At 71.6% G+C, this 22,128-nt stretch carries 24 protein-coding genes; 10 read left to right on the forward strand and 14 right to left on the reverse strand.

What is annotated here, in order from left to right:
* Position 1: 1 nt before the first annotated feature.
* Together AB0G11_RS35790 and AB0G11_RS35795 are read right to left on the reverse strand one after the other, a co-directional pair.
* Positions 2–2,098: a flotillin family protein gene (locus AB0G11_RS35790; protein ID WP_219519273.1), complete on the reverse strand. Its 2,097-nt coding sequence runs from the start codon at positions 2,096–2,098 to the stop codon at positions 2–4.
* The gene (locus AB0G11_RS35795) at positions 2,098–2,643 is read right to left on the reverse strand and encodes a hypothetical protein (RefSeq protein WP_357591172.1); all 546 of its coding nucleotides are present in this window, start codon (positions 2,641–2,643) and stop codon (positions 2,098–2,100) included. The genes AB0G11_RS35790 and AB0G11_RS35795 overlap by 1 nt, the downstream gene beginning before the upstream one ends.
* Before the next feature lie 132 nt (positions 2,644–2,775).
* On the opposite strand from AB0G11_RS35795, the gene AB0G11_RS35800 reads away from it, so the two are divergent.
* The gene (locus AB0G11_RS35800) at positions 2,776–3,711 is read left to right on the forward strand and encodes an NADP-dependent oxidoreductase (RefSeq protein WP_357591174.1); all 936 of its coding nucleotides are present in this window, start codon (positions 2,776–2,778) and stop codon (positions 3,709–3,711) included.
* On the opposite strand, the gene AB0G11_RS35805 is transcribed toward AB0G11_RS35800, so the two are convergent.
* On the reverse strand, positions 3,689–4,204 hold the full coding sequence (locus tag AB0G11_RS35805) for a CGNR zinc finger domain-containing protein (RefSeq protein ID WP_357591175.1): 516 nt from the start codon (positions 4,202–4,204) through the stop codon (positions 3,689–3,691). The genes AB0G11_RS35800 and AB0G11_RS35805 overlap by 23 nt on opposite strands.
* 88 nt (positions 4,205–4,292) lie before the next feature.
* On the opposite strand from AB0G11_RS35805, the gene AB0G11_RS35810 reads away from it, so the two are divergent.
* Positions 4,293–5,156 (forward strand): alpha/beta hydrolase, encoded by an 864-nt coding sequence (locus AB0G11_RS35810; RefSeq protein ID WP_357591177.1) that lies wholly within the window; start codon positions 4,293–4,295, stop codon positions 5,154–5,156.
* A gap of 6 nt (positions 5,157–5,162) precedes the next feature.
* Here AB0G11_RS35810 and AB0G11_RS35815 read toward each other — a convergent pair whose 3' ends face one another.
* Positions 5,163–5,735 (reverse strand): dihydrofolate reductase family protein, encoded by a 573-nt coding sequence (locus tag AB0G11_RS35815; RefSeq protein ID WP_219519298.1) that lies wholly within the window; start codon positions 5,733–5,735, stop codon positions 5,163–5,165.
* Positions 5,736–5,868: 133 nt separating this feature from the next.
* Between AB0G11_RS35815 and AB0G11_RS35820 the strand changes: the two genes are divergently transcribed.
* A complete protein-coding gene (locus AB0G11_RS35820) occupies positions 5,869–6,654 on the forward strand; it encodes an aminotransferase class IV family protein (RefSeq protein WP_357591179.1) in 786 nt (261 codons plus the stop codon).
* On the opposite strand, the gene AB0G11_RS35825 is transcribed toward AB0G11_RS35820, so the two are convergent.
* The 3 genes from AB0G11_RS35825 to AB0G11_RS35835 are packed head-to-tail and all read right to left on the reverse strand — an operon-like array spanning position 6,641 to position 8,791.
* Positions 6,641–7,555, reverse strand: coding sequence for an aminoglycoside phosphotransferase family protein (locus AB0G11_RS35825; protein ID WP_357591181.1), 915 nt, complete (start codon positions 7,553–7,555; stop codon positions 6,641–6,643). The genes AB0G11_RS35820 and AB0G11_RS35825 overlap by 14 nt on opposite strands.
* Positions 7,556–7,557: 2 nt before the next feature.
* On the reverse strand, positions 7,558–8,436 hold the full coding sequence (locus AB0G11_RS35830; RefSeq protein WP_357591183.1) for a 1,4-dihydroxy-2-naphthoyl-CoA synthase: 879 nt from the start codon (positions 8,434–8,436) through the stop codon (positions 7,558–7,560).
* A 22-nt stretch (positions 8,437–8,458) separates the two neighbouring features.
* Positions 8,459–8,791 carry a metalloregulator ArsR/SmtB family transcription factor gene (locus AB0G11_RS35835; RefSeq protein WP_049574618.1) on the reverse strand — a complete coding sequence of 111 codons (333 nt, stop codon included), beginning with the start codon at positions 8,789–8,791 and terminating at the stop codon, positions 8,459–8,461.
* 86 nt (positions 8,792–8,877) lie between these two features.
* Here AB0G11_RS35835 and AB0G11_RS35840 point away from each other — a divergent pair, with 86 nt between their 5' ends.
* Positions 8,878–9,048: a DUF3073 family protein gene (locus tag AB0G11_RS35840; protein WP_219519304.1), complete on the forward strand. Its 171-nt coding sequence runs from the start codon at positions 8,878–8,880 to the stop codon at positions 9,046–9,048.
* Here AB0G11_RS35840 and AB0G11_RS35845 read toward each other — a convergent pair.
* On the reverse strand, positions 9,011–10,297 hold the full coding sequence (locus AB0G11_RS35845; protein ID WP_219519305.1) for a cytochrome P450: 1,287 nt from the start codon (positions 10,295–10,297) through the stop codon (positions 9,011–9,013). The genes AB0G11_RS35840 and AB0G11_RS35845 overlap by 38 nt on opposite strands.
* Before the next feature lie 61 nt (positions 10,298–10,358).
* Between AB0G11_RS35845 and AB0G11_RS35850 the strand changes: the two genes are divergently transcribed.
* The gene (locus AB0G11_RS35850; RefSeq protein ID WP_357591185.1) at positions 10,359–10,961 is read left to right on the forward strand and encodes a TetR/AcrR family transcriptional regulator; all 603 of its coding nucleotides are present in this window, start codon (positions 10,359–10,361) and stop codon (positions 10,959–10,961) included.
* Here the strand turns inward: AB0G11_RS35850 and AB0G11_RS35855 are convergent.
* From AB0G11_RS35855 to AB0G11_RS35865, 3 genes are all read right to left on the reverse strand, one after another.
* Complete coding sequence (locus AB0G11_RS35855; RefSeq protein WP_357591187.1) at positions 10,942–11,841, reverse strand: alpha/beta fold hydrolase; 900 nt, start codon at positions 11,839–11,841, stop codon at positions 10,942–10,944. The two genes, AB0G11_RS35850 and AB0G11_RS35855, sit on opposite strands and share 20 nt — an antisense overlap.
* Positions 11,842–11,896: 55 nt before the next feature.
* Positions 11,897–14,692, reverse strand: a complete 2,796-nt coding sequence (locus AB0G11_RS35860; RefSeq protein ID WP_357591189.1) for an AAA family ATPase — start codon at positions 14,690–14,692, stop codon at positions 11,897–11,899.
* A 74-nt stretch (positions 14,693–14,766) separates the two neighbouring features.
* On the reverse strand, positions 14,767–15,267 hold the full coding sequence (locus AB0G11_RS35865) for a hypothetical protein (RefSeq protein ID WP_219498456.1): 501 nt from the start codon (positions 15,265–15,267) through the stop codon (positions 14,767–14,769).
* A gap of 158 nt (positions 15,268–15,425) precedes the next feature.
* Here AB0G11_RS35865 and AB0G11_RS35870 point away from each other — a divergent pair, with 158 nt between their 5' ends.
* The gene (locus AB0G11_RS35870; RefSeq protein ID WP_308125554.1) at positions 15,426–15,965 is read left to right on the forward strand and encodes a peptidylprolyl isomerase; all 540 of its coding nucleotides are present in this window, start codon (positions 15,426–15,428) and stop codon (positions 15,963–15,965) included.
* Between the two features lie 74 nt (positions 15,966–16,039).
* Complete coding sequence (locus tag AB0G11_RS35875) at positions 16,040–16,900, forward strand: rhomboid family intramembrane serine protease (protein WP_219498457.1); 861 nt, start codon at positions 16,040–16,042, stop codon at positions 16,898–16,900.
* A 37-nt stretch (positions 16,901–16,937) separates the two neighbouring features.
* Here the strand turns inward: AB0G11_RS35875 and AB0G11_RS35880 are convergent, their stop codons facing one another.
* Positions 16,938–17,183 (reverse strand): cell division protein CrgA, encoded by a 246-nt coding sequence (locus AB0G11_RS35880; protein WP_219498459.1) that lies wholly within the window; start codon positions 17,181–17,183, stop codon positions 16,938–16,940.
* Positions 17,184–17,322: 139 nt separating this feature from the next.
* Between AB0G11_RS35880 and AB0G11_RS35885 the strand changes: the two genes are divergently transcribed.
* Genes AB0G11_RS35885 through AB0G11_RS35895 form a run of 3 tightly spaced genes read left to right on the forward strand, consistent with a single transcriptional unit; the run spans position 17,323 to position 18,663 of the window.
* Positions 17,323–17,934, forward strand: coding sequence for a class E sortase (locus AB0G11_RS35885; protein WP_357591190.1), 612 nt, complete (start codon positions 17,323–17,325; stop codon positions 17,932–17,934).
* Position 17,935: 1 nt separating this feature from the next.
* Positions 17,936–18,094: a hypothetical protein gene (locus AB0G11_RS35890; protein WP_219498462.1), complete on the forward strand. Its 159-nt coding sequence runs from the start codon at positions 17,936–17,938 to the stop codon at positions 18,092–18,094.
* Positions 18,091–18,663: a gamma-glutamyl-gamma-aminobutyrate hydrolase family protein gene (locus AB0G11_RS35895; protein ID WP_219498465.1), complete on the forward strand. Its 573-nt coding sequence runs from the start codon at positions 18,091–18,093 to the stop codon at positions 18,661–18,663. Before AB0G11_RS35890 ends, AB0G11_RS35895 begins: the two co-directional genes overlap by 4 nt.
* Positions 18,664–18,789: 126 nt before the next feature.
* On the opposite strand, the gene pknB is transcribed toward AB0G11_RS35895, so the two are convergent.
* Both pknB and AB0G11_RS35905 read right to left on the reverse strand, forming a co-directional pair.
* Positions 18,790–20,661: a Stk1 family PASTA domain-containing Ser/Thr kinase gene (gene pknB / locus AB0G11_RS35900; RefSeq protein WP_219498467.1), complete on the reverse strand. Its 1,872-nt coding sequence runs from the start codon at positions 20,659–20,661 to the stop codon at positions 18,790–18,792.
* A gap of 85 nt (positions 20,662–20,746) precedes the next feature.
* Positions 20,747–22,105, reverse strand: coding sequence for a protein kinase (locus tag AB0G11_RS35905; RefSeq protein ID WP_357591192.1), 1,359 nt, complete (start codon positions 22,103–22,105; stop codon positions 20,747–20,749).
* Between the last annotated feature and the right edge of the window lie 23 nt (positions 22,106–22,128).

Raw genomic sequence — 22,128 nt, forward strand, 5'->3', positions numbered from 1 at the left:
GTCAGACCTTCGCCGGGGTCAGCGCCGCCACGGGGGAGTCGGCCACGCCCAGCCGGCGCGCCGTCTCCAGCAGCTCGCCGAGCGGCCCGGAGTCCGGCCCGCCCCGCTGGATGAGCTGCATGAGCAGCGCCGACACGGTCAGGTTCTTCAGGTCCTCGCTGCCGATCCCGCCGACCAGCCGCCCGATGTCCTCGACCAGGCTGGCGCTCCCGTTCAGGTACGGGGTCGCCATCGACCGGACGACACCGGAGTGCTCGACGAAGCCGTCGACCACCTTGCCCGCGGTGATGGAGCCGACGACCTTGTCGAAGAACATCGTGTCGCCGCCGACGATGTCGATGTTGGCCTTGGCCAGCCCGGCGGCCAGCACACCGGCCTGCGACTCGGCCACCTGGCGGGAGACGTCGATCTGCTTGAGCCGCACTTCCTTGTCGGCCTCCAGCCGCAGGCGGTACTCCTCGTGCGCCCGGCTGGCCTCGTCCAGCGCGGCCAGCGCGGCGGCCTTCTCCGTCAGACCCTCGGCCTCGGCCTTGAGCTTCTCGCCCACCGCCGCGGCGGTGGCCAGCGCCATCGCCTGCTCGCCCTCGGCCTTGGCCTTGAGCCGGTCGCCCTCGACCAGCGCCATCGCCTTGGCGCCGTCGGCCTCGGCCCGCAGCTTCTCGCTCAGCACCAGCGCCTCGGCGCGGCCGACCTTCTCGATCGCCTCCGCGTCGCGCTCCCTGACCTGGACGTCGGCCAGCCCGGCCGCGGCCGACTCGGCCTGGATGCCCTCCGCCAGCCGGATCTTGGCCCGGGCCTCCAGCTCGGCGGCCTGCTGCTTGGCCTCGGCGAGCACGAGCTCCTCGCGGGCCCGAAACTTCGACGCCGCCTCCGCGGCCTCGGCGGCCTTGATGCCCTTGACCAGGTTCTCCTGCGCCTCGGCCTCGGCGGCGATGATCACCGACTGGCGGGTGCGCTCGGCCTCCTCGACCACGCGCAGCCGCTTGATGGCCTCCTCCTGCTCGGCCACGGTCTTGTCGACGGCGATGCGCTCGCGGATGACCTCGGCGATCGACCGCTTCTCGGTCTCGACCTCCTTGTCCTTGGCGATGCGCGACAGCTCGGTCTCCCGCTCGCGGGCGATGACCTCCAGCAGGCGGTCCTTCTCGATGCGCTCGGACTCGATGGCGATCACGCGCTCGCGGTTCTTCTCCGCGACGGCGACCTCGCGGGCCCGGTTCTCGTGCTGGACGCCGAGCTGTTCGTCCGTCTTGATGTTGGCGGCCTGCGCCTTGAGCCGCTCCTCGGCCTGGACGCGGGCGATCTCGGCCTCCTCGCGCGCCTTCATGGTCTCGATCTCGCGCTTCTGCTTGATCTCGGCGTCGGCCTGGCGGCGCTGCAGCTCCAGGATGGCCTCACGGGCGTCCACGTTCTGGCGGGTGATCTCCTTCTCCTCGGTGCGCTGGAACTCGTTGGTGCGCACGTGCTCCAGCGCCGTCAGCTCGGTGATCTTCCGGATGCCCTGGGCGTCGAGGATGTTGCTCTTGTCGAGCTGGTTGAGCGAGGTCTGCTCCAGGTAGTCGATCGCCGCGTCCTCCAGGCTGTAGCCGTTGAGGTCGGTGCCGATCAGCCTGACGATCTGGTCGCGGAACTCGTCGCGCTTGGTGTAGAGGTCGACGAAGTCGAGCTGCTTGCCGGCGGTCTTGAGCGCCTCGGAGAACTTGGCGCTGAACAGCTCCTGGAGCGTCGACTCGTCGCTGGCCCGGACGGTGCCGATGGCCTGGGCGACCTTGATGACGTCCTCGGCGGTCTTGTTCACCCGGACGAAAAAGGTGATCTTGATGTCGGCCCGGATGTTGTCGCGGCAGATCAGCCCTTCCCGGCCGGTCCGCCCGATCTCGATGGTCTTCACCGAGATGTCCATGATCTCGGCCCGGTGGACGACAGGCAGCACGATGGCCCCGGTGAACGTCACGTCGACCTTGTTGACCTTCGAGATGATCAGCGCCTTGCCCTGCTCGACCTTCCGGAAAAGGCGGCCGACGAGGATGAGCAGTCCTATGACGATGACCAGGACGACGGCGAGGAATATACCGAATCCGGTGGAGATGACATCCATCAGTGCTCACTTTCGTAAGGCATGACCCAGAAGAATTCGCCGTCTGCGTCGTATTCGAAGATCAATGCGCTGTCGCCGCGGGACAGCCTGTCCTGACCGGTCGTGCGGACCTGGATCACGGCCGAGGAGCCGTCGGCGGCGGTGACTTCGGCCTGGCCGAAGTCGGCTGTCGCCGAGCCGGTGCGGATCACGCACATCTGGCCGACGAAGTCGCCGCGCGAGGGCTGCCGCTCGCGGGGGGCCAGCCGCCGCAGCGGCGCGAGCAGGGCGCGCGTGCCCAGCCAGCCGCCGGCCAGGGCGAGCAGCGGCACGACGGGAAGGGTGGTGATCTGGCTGCCGATCAGCGTCAGCAGCCAGGAGAACGCGATCAGCAGCGAGAGCGTGACGCCGGCCGGCACACCGCCGAGACCGAGCCACGGCGCGTCATGGTCGCCGGTGTCGAACAGGCCGGTCACGACCACGATCCAGTAGCCGACGACCACGATCAGCGGGTAGGTGAAAACGGCCATCGGATAGCTGAACGCGACATGCAGAAACTCGCCCAATGCTGGTTGCCCCGTCCCCCGGTGCGTATCCGTTGTCGGACTATATCGAGATAAAGAGCGAGTAAAGGAAAAAGTTCCCGAAAGGTTAGCTGGCTTGACCTCAAGTGCGGTTGAGGGATCAGGCTGGCCGGCATGAGCCAAGAGATGATGCGGGCCGCGGCGTTCTCCGCCTTCGGCGGCCCCGAGGTGTTGCGTGTGATGGAGCTGCCCGCGCCGCAGGCGGGCCCCGGCCAGGTGCGGGTGCGGATCAGGGCGGCCGGGGTGCAGCCGTTCGACACGGCGGTGCGCGCCGGCTGGACCCCGCCGAACGTGACCGGCGACCTGCCGCGCATCCCCGGCAACGAGTTCGCCGGCGTGGTGGACCAGGTGGGCGAGGGCGTGGCGGAGGTGGCGGTGGGCGCGGAGGTGCTCGGCTTCTCACTGCTCAACTGCTATGCCGAGTACGTGGTGGTGCCCGCCGGTGACGTGACGCCCAAGCCGCCGGAGCTGCCGTGGGAGGTGGCGGGCGGGCTGACCTCCGGGGTCCAGTCGGCCGAGCTGGCCATCGACGGGCTCGGCGTGGGCGAGGGCGACACGCTGCTCGTGCACGCCGCCGCCGGCTCGGTCGGCACCGCGGCCGTCCAGATCGCCCGGCGCCGCGGCGCCACCGTGATCGGCACCGCCCGCGAGGAGAACCACCCTTACCTGCGCGAGCTCGGCGCGATCCCGGTCGTGTACGGGGACGGGCTGGCCGACCGGGTGCGCGCGCTCGCGCCCGGCGGGATCGACGCCGCGCTCGACGGCGCCGGCGGCCACGCGCTGGAGGTCTCGCTGGAGCTGGTCAAGGACCGCTCCCGCATCCTCACGCTGGTCGAGCACGGCAAAGCCGCCGAGCTGGGCATCAAGGTCACCCAGGGCGTCCGCACCGCCGAGCGCCTCGGCCGCTACGCCGCCCTGGTCGCCGCCGGGGAGTTCGTCTTCCCGGTGCGCAGGACGTACCGGCTGGAGGAGGCCGCGGACGCGCACCGGGAGAGCGAGGCCGGCCACGGCCGCGGCAAGATCGTGATCACGGTCGGCGCCGCTGGTTGAACCGGCCCACCTTGGACCGGTTGCCGCAGACCTCCATCGAGCACCAGCGTCGGCTGCCGTTCTTGCTGACGTCGAGGAACCACAGCACACACTGAGGGTTGGCGCACTTGCGCACTCGTTCCGGCCGCTCGCCCAGCACCCGGGCGAGGTCGGCCGCCGCGGCCCAGGCCGCGTGCCAGTCCGCCGCGTCGACCACCACCAGCTCGTACGGCCCCGTCTCCCCGAGGCGGGGCCGTCGGCCGCCGTGGTCGAGCACGGCGTTGAGCCGGTCGGGAGGGCCGCCGCCGAGCAGGGTGCGCATCGCGTCGCGGGTGGTCACCAGCCGGTCGCGGACCCGCTCGGCGTCGTCCGCGCCGGGCAGGTCGTGGTCGGCGAGCCAGGCGCGGACCCCGTCGAGATCGTCGAACTGGTCGAGGAGCCCGCCCTGCTCCACCCACACGGTGTCGACCAGGTCGAGCCCCAAGGGCTCACCGCGCAGCGGCCGGATTCTCACTACTAACCCCTGAAACGAGTTTGACCGGTTATCGACTGCCATGCTATCACTTAACCGTCTAAACCATTTTGACCGGTTAGGGGTTGCTGTGACCATTCGCTATCGCACCACCGTCGTCGACGGGCTCGACGTGTTCTACCGCGAGGCCGGAGACCCGTCCGCGCCCACGCTCGTGCTGCTGCACGGCTTCCCGACCTCGTCCGTCGCCTACCACGAGCTGATCACCGAGCTGGCCGACGAGTTCCACCTCATCGCGCCCGACTACCCGGGGTTCGGGCACAGCTCCGCGCCCGCCGCCGACGAGTTCACCTACACCTTCGACCGGCTCACCGACGTGGTGGACGCGCTGCTCGACTCGCTGGGGCTGCGCTCGTACGCCCTCTACGTGCACGACTACGGCGCGCCGGTCGGCTTCCGGCTGGCCCTGCGGCACCCGGAGCGCATCGCCGGCATCGTCACGCAGAACGGCAACGCCTACGAGGAGGGGCTGACGCCGTTCTGGGAGCCGTTCAAGAAGGTCTGGGCCGACCCGTCCGCCGACGTCGCGCCGCTGCTCGGCCTGCTCACCCCGGAGGCCACCCGCTGGCAGTACGCCCACGGCGTGTCCGACCTGTCGCTGGTCAACCCGGACAAGGCAGCGCTCGACCAGGCCAGGCTCGACCGGCCGGGCAACCACGAGATCCAGCTCGCGCTCTTCCGCGACTACGGGACCAACCCGGGGCTCTACCCGCTCTGGCAGGAGTACCTGCGCGAGCACCGGCCCCCGCTGCTGGCCGTCTGGGGGCGCAACGACGAGATCTTCGGCCCGGACGGGGCGCGCGCCTTCGCCCGTGACCTCCCGGACGCCCGCATCCACCTCCTGGACGCCGGCCACTTCCCCCTGGAGACCCGGGGCCGCCAGATCGCCGGCCTGGTGCGCGACTTCCTGCGCACGCTGTCGGACCGGCCGTAGGGCGGGCTACCGCTCCCGGGGCAGCACCCGGAAGCGCAGGTGGACGGCTTCGCGGCCCTGGGCGGTCCGCAGGATCTCCAGGTGCACGTGCCGCTCCACCTGCTCGAACAGCCTCGTCCCGGCGCCGAACAGCACCGGGACCAGGTGGATGGACAGCTCGTCCACCAGGCCCGCCCTGATGCCCTGGCAGATCGTCTCGGCGCCGCCCATGATCGCGACGTCCTGGCCGCCCGCCGCCTCCTTGGCCAGCGCCACGCCTTCCTCGATGCCGGGGGCGAACTCGTACACGCTGTTGGCGGGGACGTCGTCCGGGACGCTGTGGGAGACGACGATCAGCGGCAGCCGGGCGGGGCCGGACGGGCCGTCGGCCCGCCAGAAGCGCAGGGAGGCGTCGTAGGTGCGGCGCCCGGCGACCATCGCCCCCATCGCCGGGACGTCGGCGACGGCGCGCTCGCCGAGGTCGAAGAACCACTCGTGCAGCCGCTCCCCGCCCACGCCCATCGGCTCTTCCGGGGTGCGTCCGTCGGCCTCGACGAAGCCGTCGAGGGACATGCTGATGTCGGCGATGACCTTGCTCATGGTGGCGCTCCTCCGGATCGGCTGTCACTGAAGCGTCGAACACACTCATCCCCGATCGACACTTTGCCGCAACCCGTGATATGTATGCATATGCAACATTTGCAGACGCTCAGTACATCGGGGAGCAAGTATCATGGACACCCATAACGGCAAGCCCGTCACCGTTGAGGACCTCTCGCCGCTGGCCTTCGCCGGATTCGCCCACTTCACCGCCATGCAGGTGCGCGACGGTCGCGTACGAGGGCTGGACCTGCACCTGGAGCGGCTGCGCAACGCCTCCAAGGAGCTGTTCGGCCGGGCGGTTCCGGACGAGCGGGTGCTGGCGTACATCAGGTCGGCCGTGGAGGCGGGCCCCGCCGACCTCTCGCTCAGGGCCACCGTCTACTCGCCCGCGGGCGAGTTCACCGCCGCCGACGCCGAGCCCGAGGTGCTGGTCAGCACCGGCCCCGCCTCCGACGGCCCGCGCGGCCCGCTGGCGCTGGCCGTCGTGGAGCACGAACGCTTCCTGCCCGCCATCAAGCACGTCGGCGAGTCCGCCAAGACGTACGTGCTCCGCCAGGCCGTCGAGCAGGGCTTCGACGACGCGGCGTTCGTGGACCGGCGGGGCCGCCTGAGCGAGGCGTCGATCTGGAACCTGGCCTTCTGGGACGGCGAGGCCGTCGTGTGGCCCGAGGCCGCGATGCTCACCGGCACCACGATGGGCATCCTGCGCAGGCGGCTCGACGACCTGGGCGTGCCCCAGCGGGTCAGGGAGATCACGGTCGCCGACCTGCCGTCGCTGGCCGGGGCCGTGGTGATGAACTCGTGGACGCCCGGCGTGCCGGTGCACCGGATCGGCGGCGAGGCGCTGCCCGAGGCGCCGGAGTTCGTCGGGCTGCTGCACCGCGCCTTCGAGGCGGAGCCGCTCACCACACCGTGACGACGGCCTCCGCGACCGCTAGCTGCACGTCGTCCAGCCGGGTCTCGCCGTCCTCGACACTCCACAGCGAGTTCTGCAGGACCCGGCCGAGCGTCCAGCCCGCGGCCCGCTGCCGGTCCAGGCCCAGCAGATCGGTCATCAGGTCGAAGCGCCGCAACACCGCCCCCCGCACGTCACCGGTGGAGACCACGTCGTCCCAGCGGTTGTGCAGCGCGGGCATCAGGTCGAACCCCGGGTCGCCGGCCAGCGGCTTGGGGTCGATCGCCAGCCACGGCTCACGCTCGGCGGCCAGCACGTTGTCGTAGTGCAGATCCCAGTGCAGCAGCCGGTCGCCGGCCTCGCCCGCCAGCTCGCCGACGGCCCCGGCGCACACCCGCAGCCAGCGCCGGTCGCCCTGGCCGGGCAGCGCGTCCAGCGCGGCGGGCACCTCGTCCAGCATGCCGCGGGCGATGTCGGCCAGCCGCCGCGTCCCGGCCGGCGCGGGGACCGCCACCAGCCGCCGCAGCAGCCCGGTCAGGATCTCCAGCGCCGCCAGGTCGTCCGGCACCGACGACAGCGTCGTGCCCCCGTCGAGCCGCTCCAGCAGCAGCGTGCCCGTCGCCGGGTCCGACTCCAGCAGCAGCACGCTGGCCCGGCCCGCCCAGGCGAGCAGCCCGGGCCCCTCGCTCGCGTTCTCGTCGCTGACCGGCTGCAGCTTCAGCGCCGCCGGGGTGCCGTCGGCCCGCACCACGGGCAGCACCAGCGACACCACGCCGTGCATCGGCTCCCCGTCGAGCCGCAGCTCCCACTCCTCCAGGTAGCGCTCGGCCAGCGCGGGCAGCCCCGCCGACCACGCCCGGCCCGCCTCGCCGTCCCACTTCACGTGACTCTCGGTCAGCGCGGGCGGCACCACGATCCGCACGGTCAGTAGTGCCAGGGGAACGGCGACCAGTCGGGCTCGCGCTTCTCCAGGAAGGAGTCGCGCCCCTCGGCCGCCTCGTCGGTCATGTACGCCAGCCGCGTCGCCTCGCCGGCGAACACCTGCTGGCCCACCAGCCCGTCGTCGATCGCGTTGAAGGCGAACTTGAGCATCCGCTGCGCGGTCGGCGACTTGCCGTTGACCTTGCGCGCCCACTCCAGCGCCGTCGACTCCAGCTCGGCGTGCGGCACCACCGCGTTGACCATGCCCATCCGGTGCGCGTCGGCGGCGCTGTAGGTGTCGCCCAGGAAGAAGATCTCCCGGGCGAACTTCTGCCCCACCTGCCGGGCCAGGTAGGCGGAGCCGAAGCCGCCGTCGAAGCTCGCCACGTCGGCGTCGGTCTGCTTGAACCGGGCGTGCTCGGCGCTGGCCAGTGTGAGATCGGCCACCACGTGCAGGCTGTGGCCGCCGCCCGCCGCCCAGCCGGGCACCACGCAGATGACCACCTTGGGCATGAACCTGATCAGCCGCTGCACCTCGAGGATGTGCAACCGGCCGGTCGAGGGCGTGCCGTCGGCGTACTGGTAGCCGTCCTTGCCCCGGATGCGCTGGTCGCCCCCGGAGCAGAACGCCCAGCCGCCGTCCTTGGGCGACGGGCCGTTGCCGGTCAGGAGCACGCAGCCCACGTCGGTGCTCTGGCGGGCATGGTCGAGCGCGCGGTAGAGCTCGTCGACCGTCTGCGGCCGGAAGGCGTTGCGCACTTCCGGCCGGTTGAAGGCGATGCGGACCGTGCCCTGGTCGACCGCGCGGTGATAGGTGATGTCGGTGAAGTCGAACCCGTCGACAGCCTGCCACGCCCGGGGATCGAACAGCTCGGAGACCATGGGGCAGAGCCTAACGCGTGGGTCAGGGGACCTCCGCGCGGAGCTCGGCCAGAAGCTGTCCCTGGTCTGCGAGCATGTCGGTGAGGATGCGGCGGGCGGTGCCGAGCAGGTCGGCGAGCTCCGGCGTGGCCAGTGTGTAGACCACGGTGCTGCCTTCGCGGATCGCGCTGACGATGCCCGCCCTGCGCAGGACCGCGAGCTGCTGGGAGAGGCTGGACGCCTCGATGTCGATCTGGGCCAGCAGATCCCTCACGGGTAGTGGCCCTTCCTGGAGTAGCTCCAACACTCGGATGCGAGCGGGGTGGCCGAGCGTCCGGAAGAAGTCGGCCTTGGCCTGGTTGACCTCCACGTGCATAGTGCCAGACTAATCCAGCGCAGTTGCATAATTCTTCAAGTCGTAACGTTGTTGGATAGCATGACAGCGGGGACTAGGGAGTAGCCATGGGCCGAGGAAGAGCCAAGGCGAAGCAGACGAAGGTCGCTCGCCAGCTGAAGTACACCAACCATCACATCGACTATGACCGGCTCCGCGAGGAGTTGGGCGCCGATGCCGGGCGCGACGAGATGCGCCCGGCTACGGCGTCCGAGCAGGAGTCCGAGCGCGCGCAATGACGCGTGTCAGCTCCGCCGGGGCAAGGGTGACGTTCGCGAGCCGCCTGGCCTCGGGCGCCTGATCAGGCGCCACGAGTTCCAGGCGGTGCAGCACCTCACGGATGATCACGCGCATCTCCAGCAGGGCGAGCTGCGCGCCGACGCAGAAGCGCCGGCCGCCGCCGAAGGGCATCCACGCCCGGCTCTGCTGCCCCTCCAGAAAGCGTTCCGGGCGGAACTCCGCCGGTGACGGAAACGCGGCGGGGTCCTGGTGCACGAGCGGGATGAACGGTCCCGCGTACCATCCCGCGGGGATGTCATAGCCGCCCAGCCGGAGCGGGGCGTCCAGCAGCCGGGGCGCCTCATAGACCACGGGCCTGGCGCGCAGGGCCTCCTTGACGACCGCGTCGAGGTAGGGCTCGTCGTCGGGCAGCCGCCGCAGCACGTCGGGCAGGCGCAGCAGCCGCTCGAAGGTCCAGGCCAGCCCGGTGGCCGTGGTCTCGTGACCGGCGATGAGCAGTGTGACCAGCTCGTCGCGGACCTCCTCGTCGCCGAGCCCGGCGTTCAGCAGCCGGCTCAGCACGTCCGTGCCGTCCGGGTCCGCGCGCCTGCGGCGGATCTCGTCGTACAGGATGGCGTCGACGGCCGCCCGCAGCCTCAGGAACCGCGCGTACGGCAGGAACGGCAGCGCCGCCGCCGGGCCGCGCAGCCGTGCCGGGAGCATCGCGACGGAGGTCGAGCCGCCCGACTCGATCAGGCGGGGGAGCAGCGCGCGCAGGCGGCCCATGCGCTCGGCGTCGCGGATGCCGAAGATCAACCGGATGATGATCTCCAGCGTGATCTCCTGCATGCGGTCGCGCAGCGCGAACGGCCTGCCGAGCGGCCAGGCGGCGATCTTCTCTGCGGCGATGGCCGCGATCTCGTCCGCGTAGCCGGCGACCTGCCTGGCGCGCAGCGGCGGCGTCAGCGACTTGCGGTGCCCGGCCCAGGCGTCGCCGTCGAGCGTCAGCACCGAGTGCGCCCCCACCAGCGGTTCGAGGAAGTCGCGCCGGGCGGCGCCGGCCAGCCCGCCGCCCTGGTCGGTCCTGAAGACCTGCTCGGCCAGCTCGGCCGTCGCGACGTACACCTCCGGCGGGAAGCCGAACCAGCGGATCGTGAAGACGTCCCCGTATCTGGCGTGACAGCGCTCGATCAGCCCGGCGGGATCACGCATGAACCAGGCCGTCTGGAGAGCGGCGGGCAGCCGGGGCCCGGGTGGCAGCACGTGCATCAGCTCCAATTGATATGTACGTACGTCATATACGCTCGTATACATCTGTAGCATGGATCACGTGTCACGAAAAGAGGCGGGATACCGCGAAAAACTCCTTGCCGGCGCGGTGAGCTGCCTTCAGGAGAAGGGCTACGCCCGCACCACGGCCCGCGACCTGGTCGCCGCCTCGGGGACCAACCTGGCCTCCATCGGCTACCACTTCGGCGGCAAGGACGCCCTGCTCAACGAGGCCATCGCCGGCTGCTACGAGGCGTGGACCGAGCGGGTGGAGGAGGCGATGTTCGGCGACGCCGTCGGCTCGCCGCGCGACCTGCTGGAGCGGGCGATGGTCGCGCTCATCGACGTGTTCGACGAGATGCGGCCCCAGCTCGTCGTCTGCATCGAGGGCTACCCCGCGGCGCTGCGCGAGAGCGTGCTGCGCGAGCGCCTGGCCGCCGCCTACAGCAGGGGCCGCGAGGCGGGCGTCGCCATGCTCCACCGGGGCGCCGCCGAGCTGGGCATCGAGCTGCCGGTCCCGCCCGAGGCGCTGGTGTCGGTGCTGATCGCGATCTCCGACGGGCTGATGATCCAGTGGCTGCTCGACCCGGCGAGCACGCCCGACGCCCGCCAGGTCGTCGACGTGCTCGCCGCGCTGGGGGCGTTCACCGGGCCGTGTGAGTGAGGATGGCCGCCGCCAGCTCGTCCGCGAACCGGGGCGCGATCATGTGCCCCATGTCCTGAACCATCAGCAGCTCGGCGTCCGGGATCTGCTCGGCGATGAGCGCCCCGTGGCCCGGCTTGGCCGGCTCGTGCGTGCCCTCCACGACCAGCGTCGGCGCCTTGATCCGGGGCAGCGCGCCCACCGGCTCGAAGTCCGGAGCCGTCTGGCCGGCCCGCCGATGGTTCATCGCCGCCCCCAGGTCACGCGCCCGCTCGTGCACGCGCTCGGCCAGCCGCCGCTCCGCGTCCTCGTCGAACGGCAGCGCGGTGCCGTTCATCACCCGCGCCTCGGCGATCAGCGCGTCGATCTCCTCACCCCGGCTCGCGGGCGGCGGGCTCGCGATCACCGCGCGGAAGTGCGCCACGAACTCCGGCGTCGGCGGCGGCAGGCTGCCCTCCGGCTGCGGCTCGCCCATCAGCGCCCGCATGATCACCTGGCCCTCGCCCCCGCCCAGCGGCGACGCGCCGACGACCGTGAGCGTCCGCACCCGCTCCGGCTGCTCCACCGCGACGAGCTGGCCGATCAGCCCGCCCGCCGAATGGCCCACGAGATGCACGCTCTCCAGCCCGTACGCGTCCATCACGCGCAGCATGTCGTCCTTGATGTCGAGCCAGCTGTAGGGATGCGCGTCGAAGTCCACGGTGCCCGACCTGCCGGTGTCGCGGTGGTCGTAACGGATCACCCGGCGACCGCCCGCCACCAGCCTGCCGACGAGCTCGTCCGGCCAGGTGACGCCCTGCGCGCCCGAGCCCGCCACCAGCAGGATCGGCGGGTGCGCCGCGTCCCCGAACTCCTCGGTCCAGATCTCGACGCCGTCACTGTCAATCAGGTTCGTTTGCATGCCTGTCAGCCTGCCGGACCGGGCCCGTGCCGCCTTCCGTAGGACTACTGGCCTCCTACAGTAGGCGGGCCAGTTCAGTACGGCTGGTGATGCCCAGCTTGGGATAGATCTTGTACAGGTGATACTCGACGGTCCGCGGGCTGAGGAACAGCCGCGCCGCCACCTCCTTGCTCGACGCCCCCTCCGCCACCAGCCGCGCGATCCGCAGCTCCTGCGGCGTCAGCGCCGCCAGCGCGTCGCCCGCCGGCCGCTCCACGGCCTCGCCCGCCGCCCGCAGCTCCGCGTGCGCGCGCCGCGCCCACGGCTCCGCGCCCAGCCGCTGGAACGTCTCCAGCGCCGCCCGCAGCGGCCCGCGCGCCTGCCCCGGCTGATGCCCCCGGCGCAACCGCTCCCCGTACAGCAACGCCGTACGCGCCTCCTCGAACGGCTCCCCGTGCAGCCGCAACGCCTCCTCGAACGGCTCGATCGCGCCCTCCACCAGCCCCACGCAGCGCAGCCGCAGCGCCCGCGCCTCGTCGGTCCTGGCCTGGGCCGCCCACCGGTCGAGCCCCTCCAGCGCCTCCCGCGCCGCCGCCGAGTCCCCGGCGGCCATCGCCGCCTCCACCCGGTCAGGGGTCGAACGCCACACCACGGTCGGATGCCCCGCCCCCGGCCCCGCCGCCCGGATCGCCTCGAACCGGTCGTGCGCCGCCGCGAACCGCCCCATCCCCAGATCCAGCATCGCCAGCGCGTACGCCGCCACCGCCGCCCGCAACCCCACCCGGTGCGGCACCGCGATGGCCAGCGCCTCACCCGCGTACGCGCGGCAGCGCTCCTCCTCGCCCCGCAGCGCCGCCACCACCGCCAGGTTCGCCAGGTGGGCCGCCTCCGAGTTCGTGTAGCCCGCCTCCCTGGCCAGCGCCAGGCCCTCCTCGGCCACCGCCGCGCTCTCCGCCAGCCTGCCCCCGACCCGCTCGGCCGTCGACACGAACTCCAGCACCACCGGGAGCTGCCCCACCATCCCCGACACGCGCGCCACCCGGCCCGCCCGCCGGATCAGCTCCGCCGACACGTCCGCTTCCCCCAGGTACGACGCCGCCGCCGCGGCCCACAGGAACTCCGCCGCCCCGCTCAGCTCACCGGTCCGCGCCAGCGCCCCGCGCAGCAGCCCGCCGCCGCTCCCGTCACGCAGCATCGCCGCGACGCCCACCAGGATGTCGCGCAGGAAGCCCGGCGCGAACCCCTCCGCCCGCCGGCCGACGTCCACCATGGCCGCCACGTCCCCGACCACGCTGGCCGCCTCCCACGCGTCGGCCAGCATCTCCAGGCTGTCGCCGGCCGAGAACACCCGCATCGCCTCGGCGGCGTCCCCGGAGTTCAGCTCGAACCGGCCCCGCAGCCGAGCCACCTCCCCCGCCACCTCCCCCCGCCCACCCCTTTCCAGGGCACACCCCTCCACGGGCCCGCGCCCCTCCCCGAGGGCGCGCGCCTCTTCTGGGGCGGGCGCCTCCGCGAGGGCATGCGCCTCCCCGGGGCCGCCCGTCACCCCGGGGCCGCCCGCCTCCCCGAGGGCGGGCGTCTCCGCCCGTTCGGACGGGGCCTCTACCAGGAGGCGGGCTTCTGCCAGGTAGGTCTGGGCCTGGCCCGGGCGGCCGCCGAGCCAGGCGGCCTCGGCGGCGTCCTTGAGCCGGCGCGCCCGGATGAGGGGGTCGGGGGTGAGCTCGGCCGCCCGAGCCAGCGCCGTGGCCGCGTCACCGTAGCCGCCCCGGGCCTGCGCCCGCCCGGCAGCGGCCGCGAGGGCGCCGGCCACGGACTCGTCCCGGCCCACGGCGGCGGCGGCCAGGTGCCAGGCCCGCCGGTCCCCGTCGACCAGCTCCGCCATCACCTCATGGGCCCGCCGCAGCTCACGGGCTCCGGCGGCGGCGTGCACGGCGGACCGCACCAGGGGGTGCCGGAACCGCACCACGGCCCCGGACACCACCACCAGCCCGGCCCGTTCGGCCTCGTGCAGCCCGGCCTCGTGCGTCCCGCGCTCACGGGCCCCGGCGAGCGCGTCCGCCGCCCCCAGCGCCGGCCCCAGGTCGCTCTCCAGGGAGGCCGCCAGCAGGACCCGCCGCGCCCCCTCCGAGAGCAGCGCCACCTGGTCGCCGAACAGCTGCTCGCCTCCGGGCAGCGGGTCCGGCAGCGGCGTCCGTCCGGCGAGCTGGTCGGCGGTCAGCACCGCGACCGCCTCGCCGAGCACGAGCGGGTTCCCGCCGGTGAGCGCCACGAGCCGCGACCGCACCCCCGGCACCACCTCGGCCCGCGCGTCCAGCAGGGCGTCGGCGCTCTCGGCGTCGAGCCCGTCCACCCGCAGCTCGGGCACCCCTTTGACGGGCGCGTCCCCGCGTACGGCCAGCACCATCCCGACCCGTTCGGTACGCAGCCGCCTGGCCGCGAACAGCAGCGCGTCGGCCGACGCCCGGTCCACCCACTGGAAGTCGTCCACCACGCAGATCAGCCCGCTGTCGGCCGCCGCCTCGACGAGCAGCGAGAGCACCCCCGCCGACACCAGGAACCGGTCCTGGCTGGGCGCCGCCATCCCGAATGCCCCGGCGACGGCGTCACGCTGCGGCCCCGGGAGCGCGTCGAGCAGCCCGATCACCGGCCACACGAGCTGGTGCAGCGCCGCGAACGCCAGATCCGCCTCCCCTTCGACGCCTCCGGCGCGCAGCACGGTCGCGCCTCCGGCCCGGGAGGCCGCCAGGTCGAGCAGGGCCGACTTGCCGACCCCCGCCGCCCCGCGCAGCACCAGCGCCCGTCCGTCTCCGGCCAGCGTCGATCCGATGAGCTCGTCGATCGCGGCAGTCTCCGCGGTTCTGCCGTACAGCATGCAGGTGACGATATAGGCCCCTGAACATGCGAAAAGCGCGCCCCCGGTTGTCGGGGGCGCGCTTCAGGCGCCGATCACGGCAGCTTGCGCGAGACCTCGTCCGCCTTGTCGGACGCCTTGGCGCCCGTGTGGCGCACGGTGTCCGCAGCCCTGTCGGACTTCTCGCCGACCCAGCGCGAGGCGTCGGAGGCGGAGTCCTTCATGTGCTCGGTCCACTGCTGGGCGTTGCGGCGGTAGACCATGTAGCCCACCGCCCCCACGGCCAGACCGGTGATCAGCGCGAGCATCGGCCAGCGCCGCGACTTCGGCCTCGCGGGATTCACCTTGTACGCGGCCGAGTTGAGCATCGAACTCACGGCCGGGGCGAGTTGGTCCTCGACCCGGTGCGCGGCGTTCTCTAGCCTTGGAGCAGCCCAGTAGCGGGCGTCTTCCACTCGCCGGTTGGCGACCAGTTTTGCCTGGTCGGCCATCGGCGCCATACTGCGGCCGGTCTTGACGGCCTGGGCCTTCATCCGGCCCATCCACGTGGTGGGAACTTCTATGGCCACGTGGCGCTTCCTCAGTGTCAGGGACACGTCTACCTCCCCTGTCGTTGGGGCCCCGCGCCTGACCTTCCCGGTAGAAGGCGGCTCAATCATGACGGGGCGTGGGAGGATGGGCCCGAAGGCCGTACGGCCATAATCGTCAAATCACCACAAAACCAACCCGGTGCATAGAGGAAGGCCGCTGTCTCGTGGCTGAGAAGCTGATCGCAAACCTGCAGACCAATCACGGCAATATCAAGGTAGAGCTCTTCCCCAACAAGGCTCCCAAAACGGTCCGTAACTTCGTCGAGCTGGCCGAGGGCAAGCGCGAGTGGACCCACCCGGGCACCGGGGAGAAGAGCACCAACCGCTACTACGACGGCACGATCTTCCACCGTGTCATCCCCGACTTCATGATCCAGGGCGGCGACCCGCTGGGCCAGGGCACCGGCGGCCCCGGCTACGAGTTCGACGACGAGATCCACCCGGACCTGTTCGCCTTCAACCGCCCCTACCTGCTGGCCATGGCCAACGCGGGCGTCCGCTTCGGCAAGGGGACCAACGGGTCGCAGTTCTTCATCACCACGGTCAACACCACGCACCTCAACGGCAAGCACACCATCTTCGGCGAGGTGCTGGAGGGCCAGGACGTGGTCGACGCGATCTCCAAGGTCCGCACCGGCCGCAACAACAAGCCGGTCGAGGACGTCGTCCTGCAGAGCGTCACCATCGAGCGCGTCCAGGAGTAGAAGCGCCGACGCACGACCGGGCCGGGCATGGCAGGGGGGACGCGGCATGCCCGGCCAAGTCATAGGCTGCGGTCATGACCGCCCAGCCGCCCAGCACGCCTCCGCAGCCCGAGCAGCCCGCCGAGGCGGTGCCGACGTGTTTCCGCCATCCCGATCGTGAGACGTGGGTGCGCTGCCAGCGCTGCGAGCGGCCCATCTGCCCTGACTGCATGCGGGATGCCGCGGTCGGGTTCCAGTGCCCGGAGTGCGTCGCCGAGGGCAACCGGGGGATCCGGCAGGCGAGGTCGACGTTCGGCGGGGCGGTGGTGCGCACGCCGTTCGTGACGTGGACGCTGCTGGCCGTCAACGTGCTGGTGTTCGGGGCGCAATACCTGACTGGAGACGCCGTCAGCGGCCTGCTGGCGATGAACCCCTACTGGGTGCTCGTCGACGGCGAGTATTACCGGCTGCTCAGCGCCGCGTTCGGGCACTTCGGCGTCTTCCACATCCTGTTCAACTGCTGGGCGCTCTACGTGACCGGGCCCTACCTGGAGCGGGCGTTCGGGCATGTCAGATTCGTGGCGCTCTACCTGATCAGCGCGCTCGGCGGATCGGTGCTGGGGCTGTGGTTCGATTCGGCCAACACGTTCAGCATGGGCGCGTCCGGGGCGATCTTCGGCCTGTTCGGCGCCGTGTTCGTGGTCGGGCGCAGGCTGAACATGGACGTGCGCGGCATCATCGTGCTGCTCGTGATCAACCTGGCCATCACGTTCCTCGTGCCCGGCATCAGCTGGACCGGACACATCGGCGGGCTGATCACGGGGGCGGCGCTGGCCGCCGGGATGGCCTACGCCCCCGGGAACAACCGGACCCTGTGGCACGTGGTGACGATCGCGGGAGCGGTGGTGCTGCTCGCGGCGCTCGTCGTGGTGCGGGCGGTCACCCTCACCCTCTGAGCTCTGTCCCCAGGTGTGGAAAAGACTGTGGAAAGAACTAACGCCAGCGAGTGGAAAGCACCACACCGAAGATGATGAAAACAAACCCGATCAGCAGATTCCAGTTCTGCAGATCGCCGATGAAGGGCGCCTGAGGGGCCACGTAGTAGGTGGCGATCCACAGAATGCCGATGAGCCAGGCGGCGACCATCGTCGGCGCGAGCCAGCGCGGGCTGACCTTCACCTGCTGGGACTTCTGCGGCGGCGTGTAAACCGCCTTCTTGCGGGCCTTCGACTTGGGCACTGGGTTAACTCCTGCTGAGGGCCTGGGCTTCCGGATCGTCCGCAGGCTCTTCGTTAAGGGTAGCGGCCCCAGGATAGTCGCCACGCGCACGACATGGCGATCCCCAGGGTCACGGTTCGGACCTGCTTACTCTGGGCGGGTGCGGGCCTTGCTGCGGACCGTGGGGGAGCTGAGCGTCACCGCGGGCCTGATCCTGATGCTGTTCTGCGCCTACCTGCTCTGGGGTACGGGCGCGTACACGCAGAGCCAGCAGCTCCTGCTGCAGCGCGAGCTGGAGGAGCGCAACGCCGGCCGCCTGGCGAGGATCGAGCTGGGCGAGGCCGTGGCGTTGCTGCGCATCCCGAAGCTGGGCCGGGGCTATCGCTACGCGGTGGTGGAGGGGGTGGACGCCGAGCACCTGAAGAAGGGGCCGGGGCACGACCCGGCCAGCGCCCCGCCCGGCAAGGTGGGAAATTTCGTGATCTCGGGGCATCGGACCACGTACGCGGCCCCGTTCAACCGCCTGGACGAGCTCGAACGCGACGACGAGATCATCGTCGAGGCCCGCGAGGCCCGCTACACCTACCGGGTGACCTCACAGGACATCGTGGAGCCCGACGAGGTCGAGGTGCTCGCCCCGGTGCCCGGCAAGCCCGACATCCGGCCCATCCGCGCCTTCATCACCCTGTCGACCTGCCACCCCGAATACTCAGCCGCCCAGCGGCTCATCGTGTACGGGGTGCTCAAGAAGACCGAGCTCAGGAAGGAGTGACGTGTACGGCTGGATCTGGCGCAAGCTGCCGGGCGGCACCGGCGCCAAGGCGGCCTGGGCCGTGGTGCTGAGCGCGGTCGCGGTCGCCGTACTCTGGTATGCCGTGTTTCCGCTCCTGGAGCCGGCGGTGACGCTCGACGAGGTGACCGTACGCCGATGACCCGTGTCCTCGTGGTGGACAACCACGACAGCTTCGTCCACAACATCGTCCAGTACCTCAAGGAACTGGGCGCCGAGTGCGACGTGCGCCCGCGCGACGAGGTGCGGGTGGCCGACGCCGACGGCTTCGACGGCGTCCTGATCAGCCCGGGGCCCGGCACGCCCGAGGCCGCCGGGGTGAGCGTCCCGCTCGTCCACCGGGCCCACCGCGACGCGCGGCCGCTGCTCGGCGTCTGCCTCGGCCACCAGGCCATCGCCCGCGCGTTCGGCGCCTCGGTCGGGCGGGCGCCCGAACCGGTGCACGGCCGGACCAGCGCCGTCGAGCACGACGGGCGCGGCGTGTTCGACGGGCTGCCCACGCCCGTGCGGATGACCCGCTACCACTCGCTGGCCGTGCTGCCGGGCACCGTCCCGGACGCGCTGGAGGTGACCGCCCGCACCGCCGACGGCGTCATCATGGGCCTGCGTCACCGCGAGGCGCCCATCGAGGGTGTCCAGTTCCACCCCGAATCCGTGCTTTCCGAGCACGGCCACCGGCTCCTTTTGAACTGGTTGCGTGGATTGGTGTAACGCACGCCGAACGCGGAGCGACATCCAGATGAGCGTCCCCGCCGTTGCCCCCGAGCGGCGGGGGCGCTTCTTTCATGCGGAAGGCCGCCACCCCGCGAACGGGATGGCGGCCTTCGGCACGCCTGGTCAGCCGTTGAGGCCGCCGTCGAGCGGACCGTCGTCACCCGGAGGCTCGTCCTCCGACGGGAACTCGTCCGTCGGCGTGTCGGTCGGCAGGCCGTCGGTCGGGAAGTCGTCCGTCGGCTCCTGCGTGGGCGTCGACACGTCCGGCCCCTCCGAGACCACGATCGTGACCGTCATCCTCGGCGCGAGCTTGGCGCCCTCGCCCGGGTTCTGCTGGATGACGGTGCCGGCCGCCTGCTCGCTCGGCTGCGGGACGCTCTTGACCTTGAAGCCCTCCGACTCCAGCAGCGCCTTGGCCTCCTGCTCGGTCATGCCGAGCACGCTGGGCACCGTGGCCAGCTCCTTGGGGATGAAGAGCTTGACCGTGCCGCCCTTCTCCACTTCCGCGCCGGCCTTCGGGTCGGTCTGGAAGACCTTGCCCTGCGCCTTGGTGGACGCCCTGGGCTCGACCACGCCCTTGAGCCCGAGCTCGCTGAGCATCTGGTTGGCCTCGTCGACGCTCATGCCCACGAGCCCGTCGGGCACCGCGACCTTCTCCGTGCCCTTCGACACGTACAGCGTGACGGTGGCGCCCTCGTCGACCTTGGTGCCGGCAGCCGGGTCGGTCTTGATGACCGTGCCCTTGTCGAACTCGGCGCTGAACTCCTCGACCACCTTGGGCGTGAGCTTGGCGCTCTTCACCTGGGCCTCGGCGTACTCCTGCTCGGTCGAGACCAGCTCCGGCACCGCGATCTGGGAGTCGGCCGGGGTTTCGCTGCCGCCGCCGCTCAGCACCACGTAGCCGATGGTGATGAACGCGCCGATGATCAGCAGCGGGATGATGATCCACAGAGCCGTCTTGACCGCGCTGCCGCCGCCACCGCTGTTGGCCCGGCGCCGGCCGCGACCGCCGCCGCCACCGCCCTCGTCGTACTCGTAGGGCGGGACCGTGCCGGTGCGCTGCGTCGCCGGACCCTGCGCGGCCTGGGTGGCCGTCATCATGCGGGTGCCCTGGCCGTAGTTGCCCGTCATCGCCATCGTCTGCGCGTCGACCGGCATGCCGGACATCGCGCGCTGGATGTCGGCCCGCATCTCGCCCGCGCTCTGATAGCGGTGGGCGGGGTCCTTGGCCATGGCCTTGAGCACGATCGCGTCGGCCCACGCGGGGATCTCCGGGTCGATCTGCGACGGCGGGATCGGCTCCTCGCGCACGTGCTGGTAGGCGATCGCGACAGGGGAGTCGCCGGTGAACGGCGGCTGGCCGGTCAGCAGCTCGTAGAGCACGCACCCGGTGGAGTAGATGTCGCTGCGCGCGTCGACCCGCTCGCCGCGGGCCTGCTCCGGCGACAGATACTGGGCGGTCCCTATCACCTGCGCGGTCTGCGTCATCGTCGCGGCCGAGTCGGCCATCGCGCGGGCGATGCCGAAGTCCATCACCTTGACGTCGCCGGCCCGGGTGATCATCACGTTGGCCGGCTTGATGTCGCGGTGCACGATGCCGCCGCGGTGGCTGTAGTCGAGGGCGCGCAGGATGCCGTCGACCAGCTCGACCGCGCGCTCGGGAAGCAGCCGGCGGTCAGCGCGCAGCAGGTCGCGCAGCGTCCGCCCGTCGACGTACTCCATGACGATGTAGGGCACGGGAGTGCCGTCCGTGACGTCCTCGCCCGTGTCGTAGACGGCCACGACCGCCGGGTGGTTCAGCGACGCCGCCGACTGCGCCTCACGGCGGAAACGGGCCTGGAAGGTGTGGTCACGAGCCAGATCCGACCGGAGGGTCTTGATCGCGACCACCCGGTCGAGCCGGATGTCCCGGGCGCGATACACCTCGGCCATGCCGCCGCGCCCGACGACACCGTCGAGCTCGTAACGACCTCCGAGTTGCCGAGGCTGAGTCATTTCCTGCACTGTCCCTTACCGTTCATCTTGGTGCCGGCCTGCGCGGGGGGCGGCCGCCGGTGTCCATCGTCGACCCGTTGGCACGTCACGTCTGCTCCTTCGTCGGGTTTGTCTCACCCGGGTCCGGTGTGGCCGACGTCGTCGGTGTCGGCGTGGGCGTCGGCGTCGGGGTCGGTGTGGGGGTCGGGGTTCGGGTGGTGGTCGGGGTCGGTTTCGGCGTCGGCGTCTTCGTCGGTGTTGCTGACTTGCTTACCGTAGCCGACCGCGAGGGTACCGGCTTCGTCGACTTCACCGTAACAACCGGGGGCCGCCGGGTCTCCTTCTTACCGGGCGACGGTTTCGGTTTCACCGGTGAGGCCGTCCGCGAGGCGGGCTCGGTGACCGGGGGCGGCGCCTGGACCGGGGCCCTGGCCGGGGTGAGCGCGAACGCGCCGATCCCCACCGCCGCCGCGCATCCGGCCCCCGCGACCAGCGCCAGCGCGCGGCTGCGCCGCCGCTTGGGGGCGCGCTCGTGCAGCACCGTCGACGGGCTCTCGCCCAGGCTGTCGGTGGTCCGCTCGTCCTCGGGGTCAGGCGGGCGCACCTTGAAGCCGGACGGGTCGGTCAGCATGCTCAGCTCCGCGCCGCCGTCGCCGCCGCCCGCCAGCGACTCGCGCAGCACGTACGCGCGGTCCGCGATCTCCAGCGCCGACCCGGGCCGCCGCGCCGGGTCCTTGGCCAGCAGCGCCATGACGAGCTCGCGCACCGGCGCGGGCACGTCGACGCCGAGCGGCGGCGGCGTCTCGTTCAGGTGCAGCAGCGCGATCGCCACCGCGCTGTCGGCCTGGAACGGGGTCCGGCCCGACAGGCACTCGTAGGCCACCACGCCCAGCGAGTAGAGGTCGGTCGCGGGCGTCAGCGGCAGGCCCTGCGCCTGCTCCGGGCTGACGTACTGGGCGGTGCCGAGCACGGTGCCGGTCTGCGTGACCGGCGCGGCCTCCAGCGCGCGGGCGATGCCGAAGTCGGTCACCTTGATGGCGCCCTCGGGCGTCACGAGCAGGTTGCCCGGCTTGACGTCGCGGTGGATGATCCCGGAGGCGTGCGCCGCGTGCAGCGCCCTGGCCGTCTGGTGCAGCACGTCGAGCGTCACCTCGGGGCCCAGCGAGCCGTTGCGCGCCAGGATGGCCGACAGCGGCTCGCCGTGCACCAGCTCCATCACCAGATAGGCGAGGTCGCTGTGCTCGCCGTAGTCGAAGATCTGGGCGATGCCGCTGTCGGCCAGGCCCGCGGTGATGCGCGCCTCGTTGCGGAAGCGCTCGCGGAAGGTGTGGTCGGCGTAGACGTGGCTGCGCAGCACCTTGACGGCGACCTCGCGGCCCAGCAGCTCGTCGCGGGCACGCCAGACCTCCCCCATGCCTCCGGTGGCGATGCGGGAGATCAGCAGATAGCGGTTACCGAGCCGCATGGTCCTGCACGTTACAGTCCCTC

The organism is Nonomuraea sp. NPDC023979 (assembly GCF_040639085.1).
GTDB classification, from domain to species: Bacteria; Actinomycetota; Actinomycetes; order Streptosporangiales; family Streptosporangiaceae; genus Nonomuraea; species Nonomuraea ceibae.

Excerpts from the sequence above, each read along its gene's own strand:
- pknB (WP_219498467.1), bottom strand. The coding sequence starts at position 20,661 with ATGACTCAGCCTCGGCAACTCGGAGGTCGTTACGAGCTCGACGGTGTC.
- AB0G11_RS35800 (WP_357591174.1), top strand. The coding sequence starts at position 2,776 with ATGAGCCAAGAGATGATGCGGGCCGCGGCGTTCTCCGCCTTCGGCGGC.
- AB0G11_RS35905 (WP_357591192.1), bottom strand. The coding sequence starts at position 22,105 with ATGCGGCTCGGTAACCGCTATCTGCTGATCTCCCGCATCGCCACCGGA.
- AB0G11_RS35875 (WP_219498457.1), top strand. The coding sequence starts at position 16,040 with ATGACCGCCCAGCCGCCCAGCACGCCTCCGCAGCCCGAGCAGCCCGCC.
- AB0G11_RS35830 (WP_357591183.1), bottom strand. The coding sequence starts at position 8,436 with ATGGTCTCCGAGCTGTTCGATCCCCGGGCGTGGCAGGCTGTCGACGGG.
- AB0G11_RS35835 (WP_049574618.1), bottom strand. The coding sequence starts at position 8,791 with ATGCACGTGGAGGTCAACCAGGCCAAGGCCGACTTCTTCCGGACGCTC.
- AB0G11_RS35895 (WP_219498465.1), top strand. The coding sequence starts at position 18,091 with ATGACCCGTGTCCTCGTGGTGGACAACCACGACAGCTTCGTCCACAAC.
- AB0G11_RS35860 (WP_357591189.1), bottom strand. The coding sequence starts at position 14,692 with ATGCTGTACGGCAGAACCGCGGAGACTGCCGCGATCGACGAGCTCATC.
- AB0G11_RS35840 (WP_219519304.1), top strand. The coding sequence starts at position 8,878 with ATGGGCCGAGGAAGAGCCAAGGCGAAGCAGACGAAGGTCGCTCGCCAG.
- AB0G11_RS35855 (WP_357591187.1), bottom strand. The coding sequence starts at position 11,841 with ATGCAAACGAACCTGATTGACAGTGACGGCGTCGAGATCTGGACCGAG.
- AB0G11_RS35820 (WP_357591179.1), top strand. The coding sequence starts at position 5,869 with ATGGACACCCATAACGGCAAGCCCGTCACCGTTGAGGACCTCTCGCCG.
- AB0G11_RS35845 (WP_219519305.1), bottom strand. The coding sequence starts at position 10,297 with ATGCACGTGCTGCCACCCGGGCCCCGGCTGCCCGCCGCTCTCCAGACG.
- AB0G11_RS35790 (WP_219519273.1), bottom strand. The coding sequence starts at position 2,098 with ATGGATGTCATCTCCACCGGATTCGGTATATTCCTCGCCGTCGTCCTG.
- AB0G11_RS35815 (WP_219519298.1), bottom strand. The coding sequence starts at position 5,735 with ATGAGCAAGGTCATCGCCGACATCAGCATGTCCCTCGACGGCTTCGTC.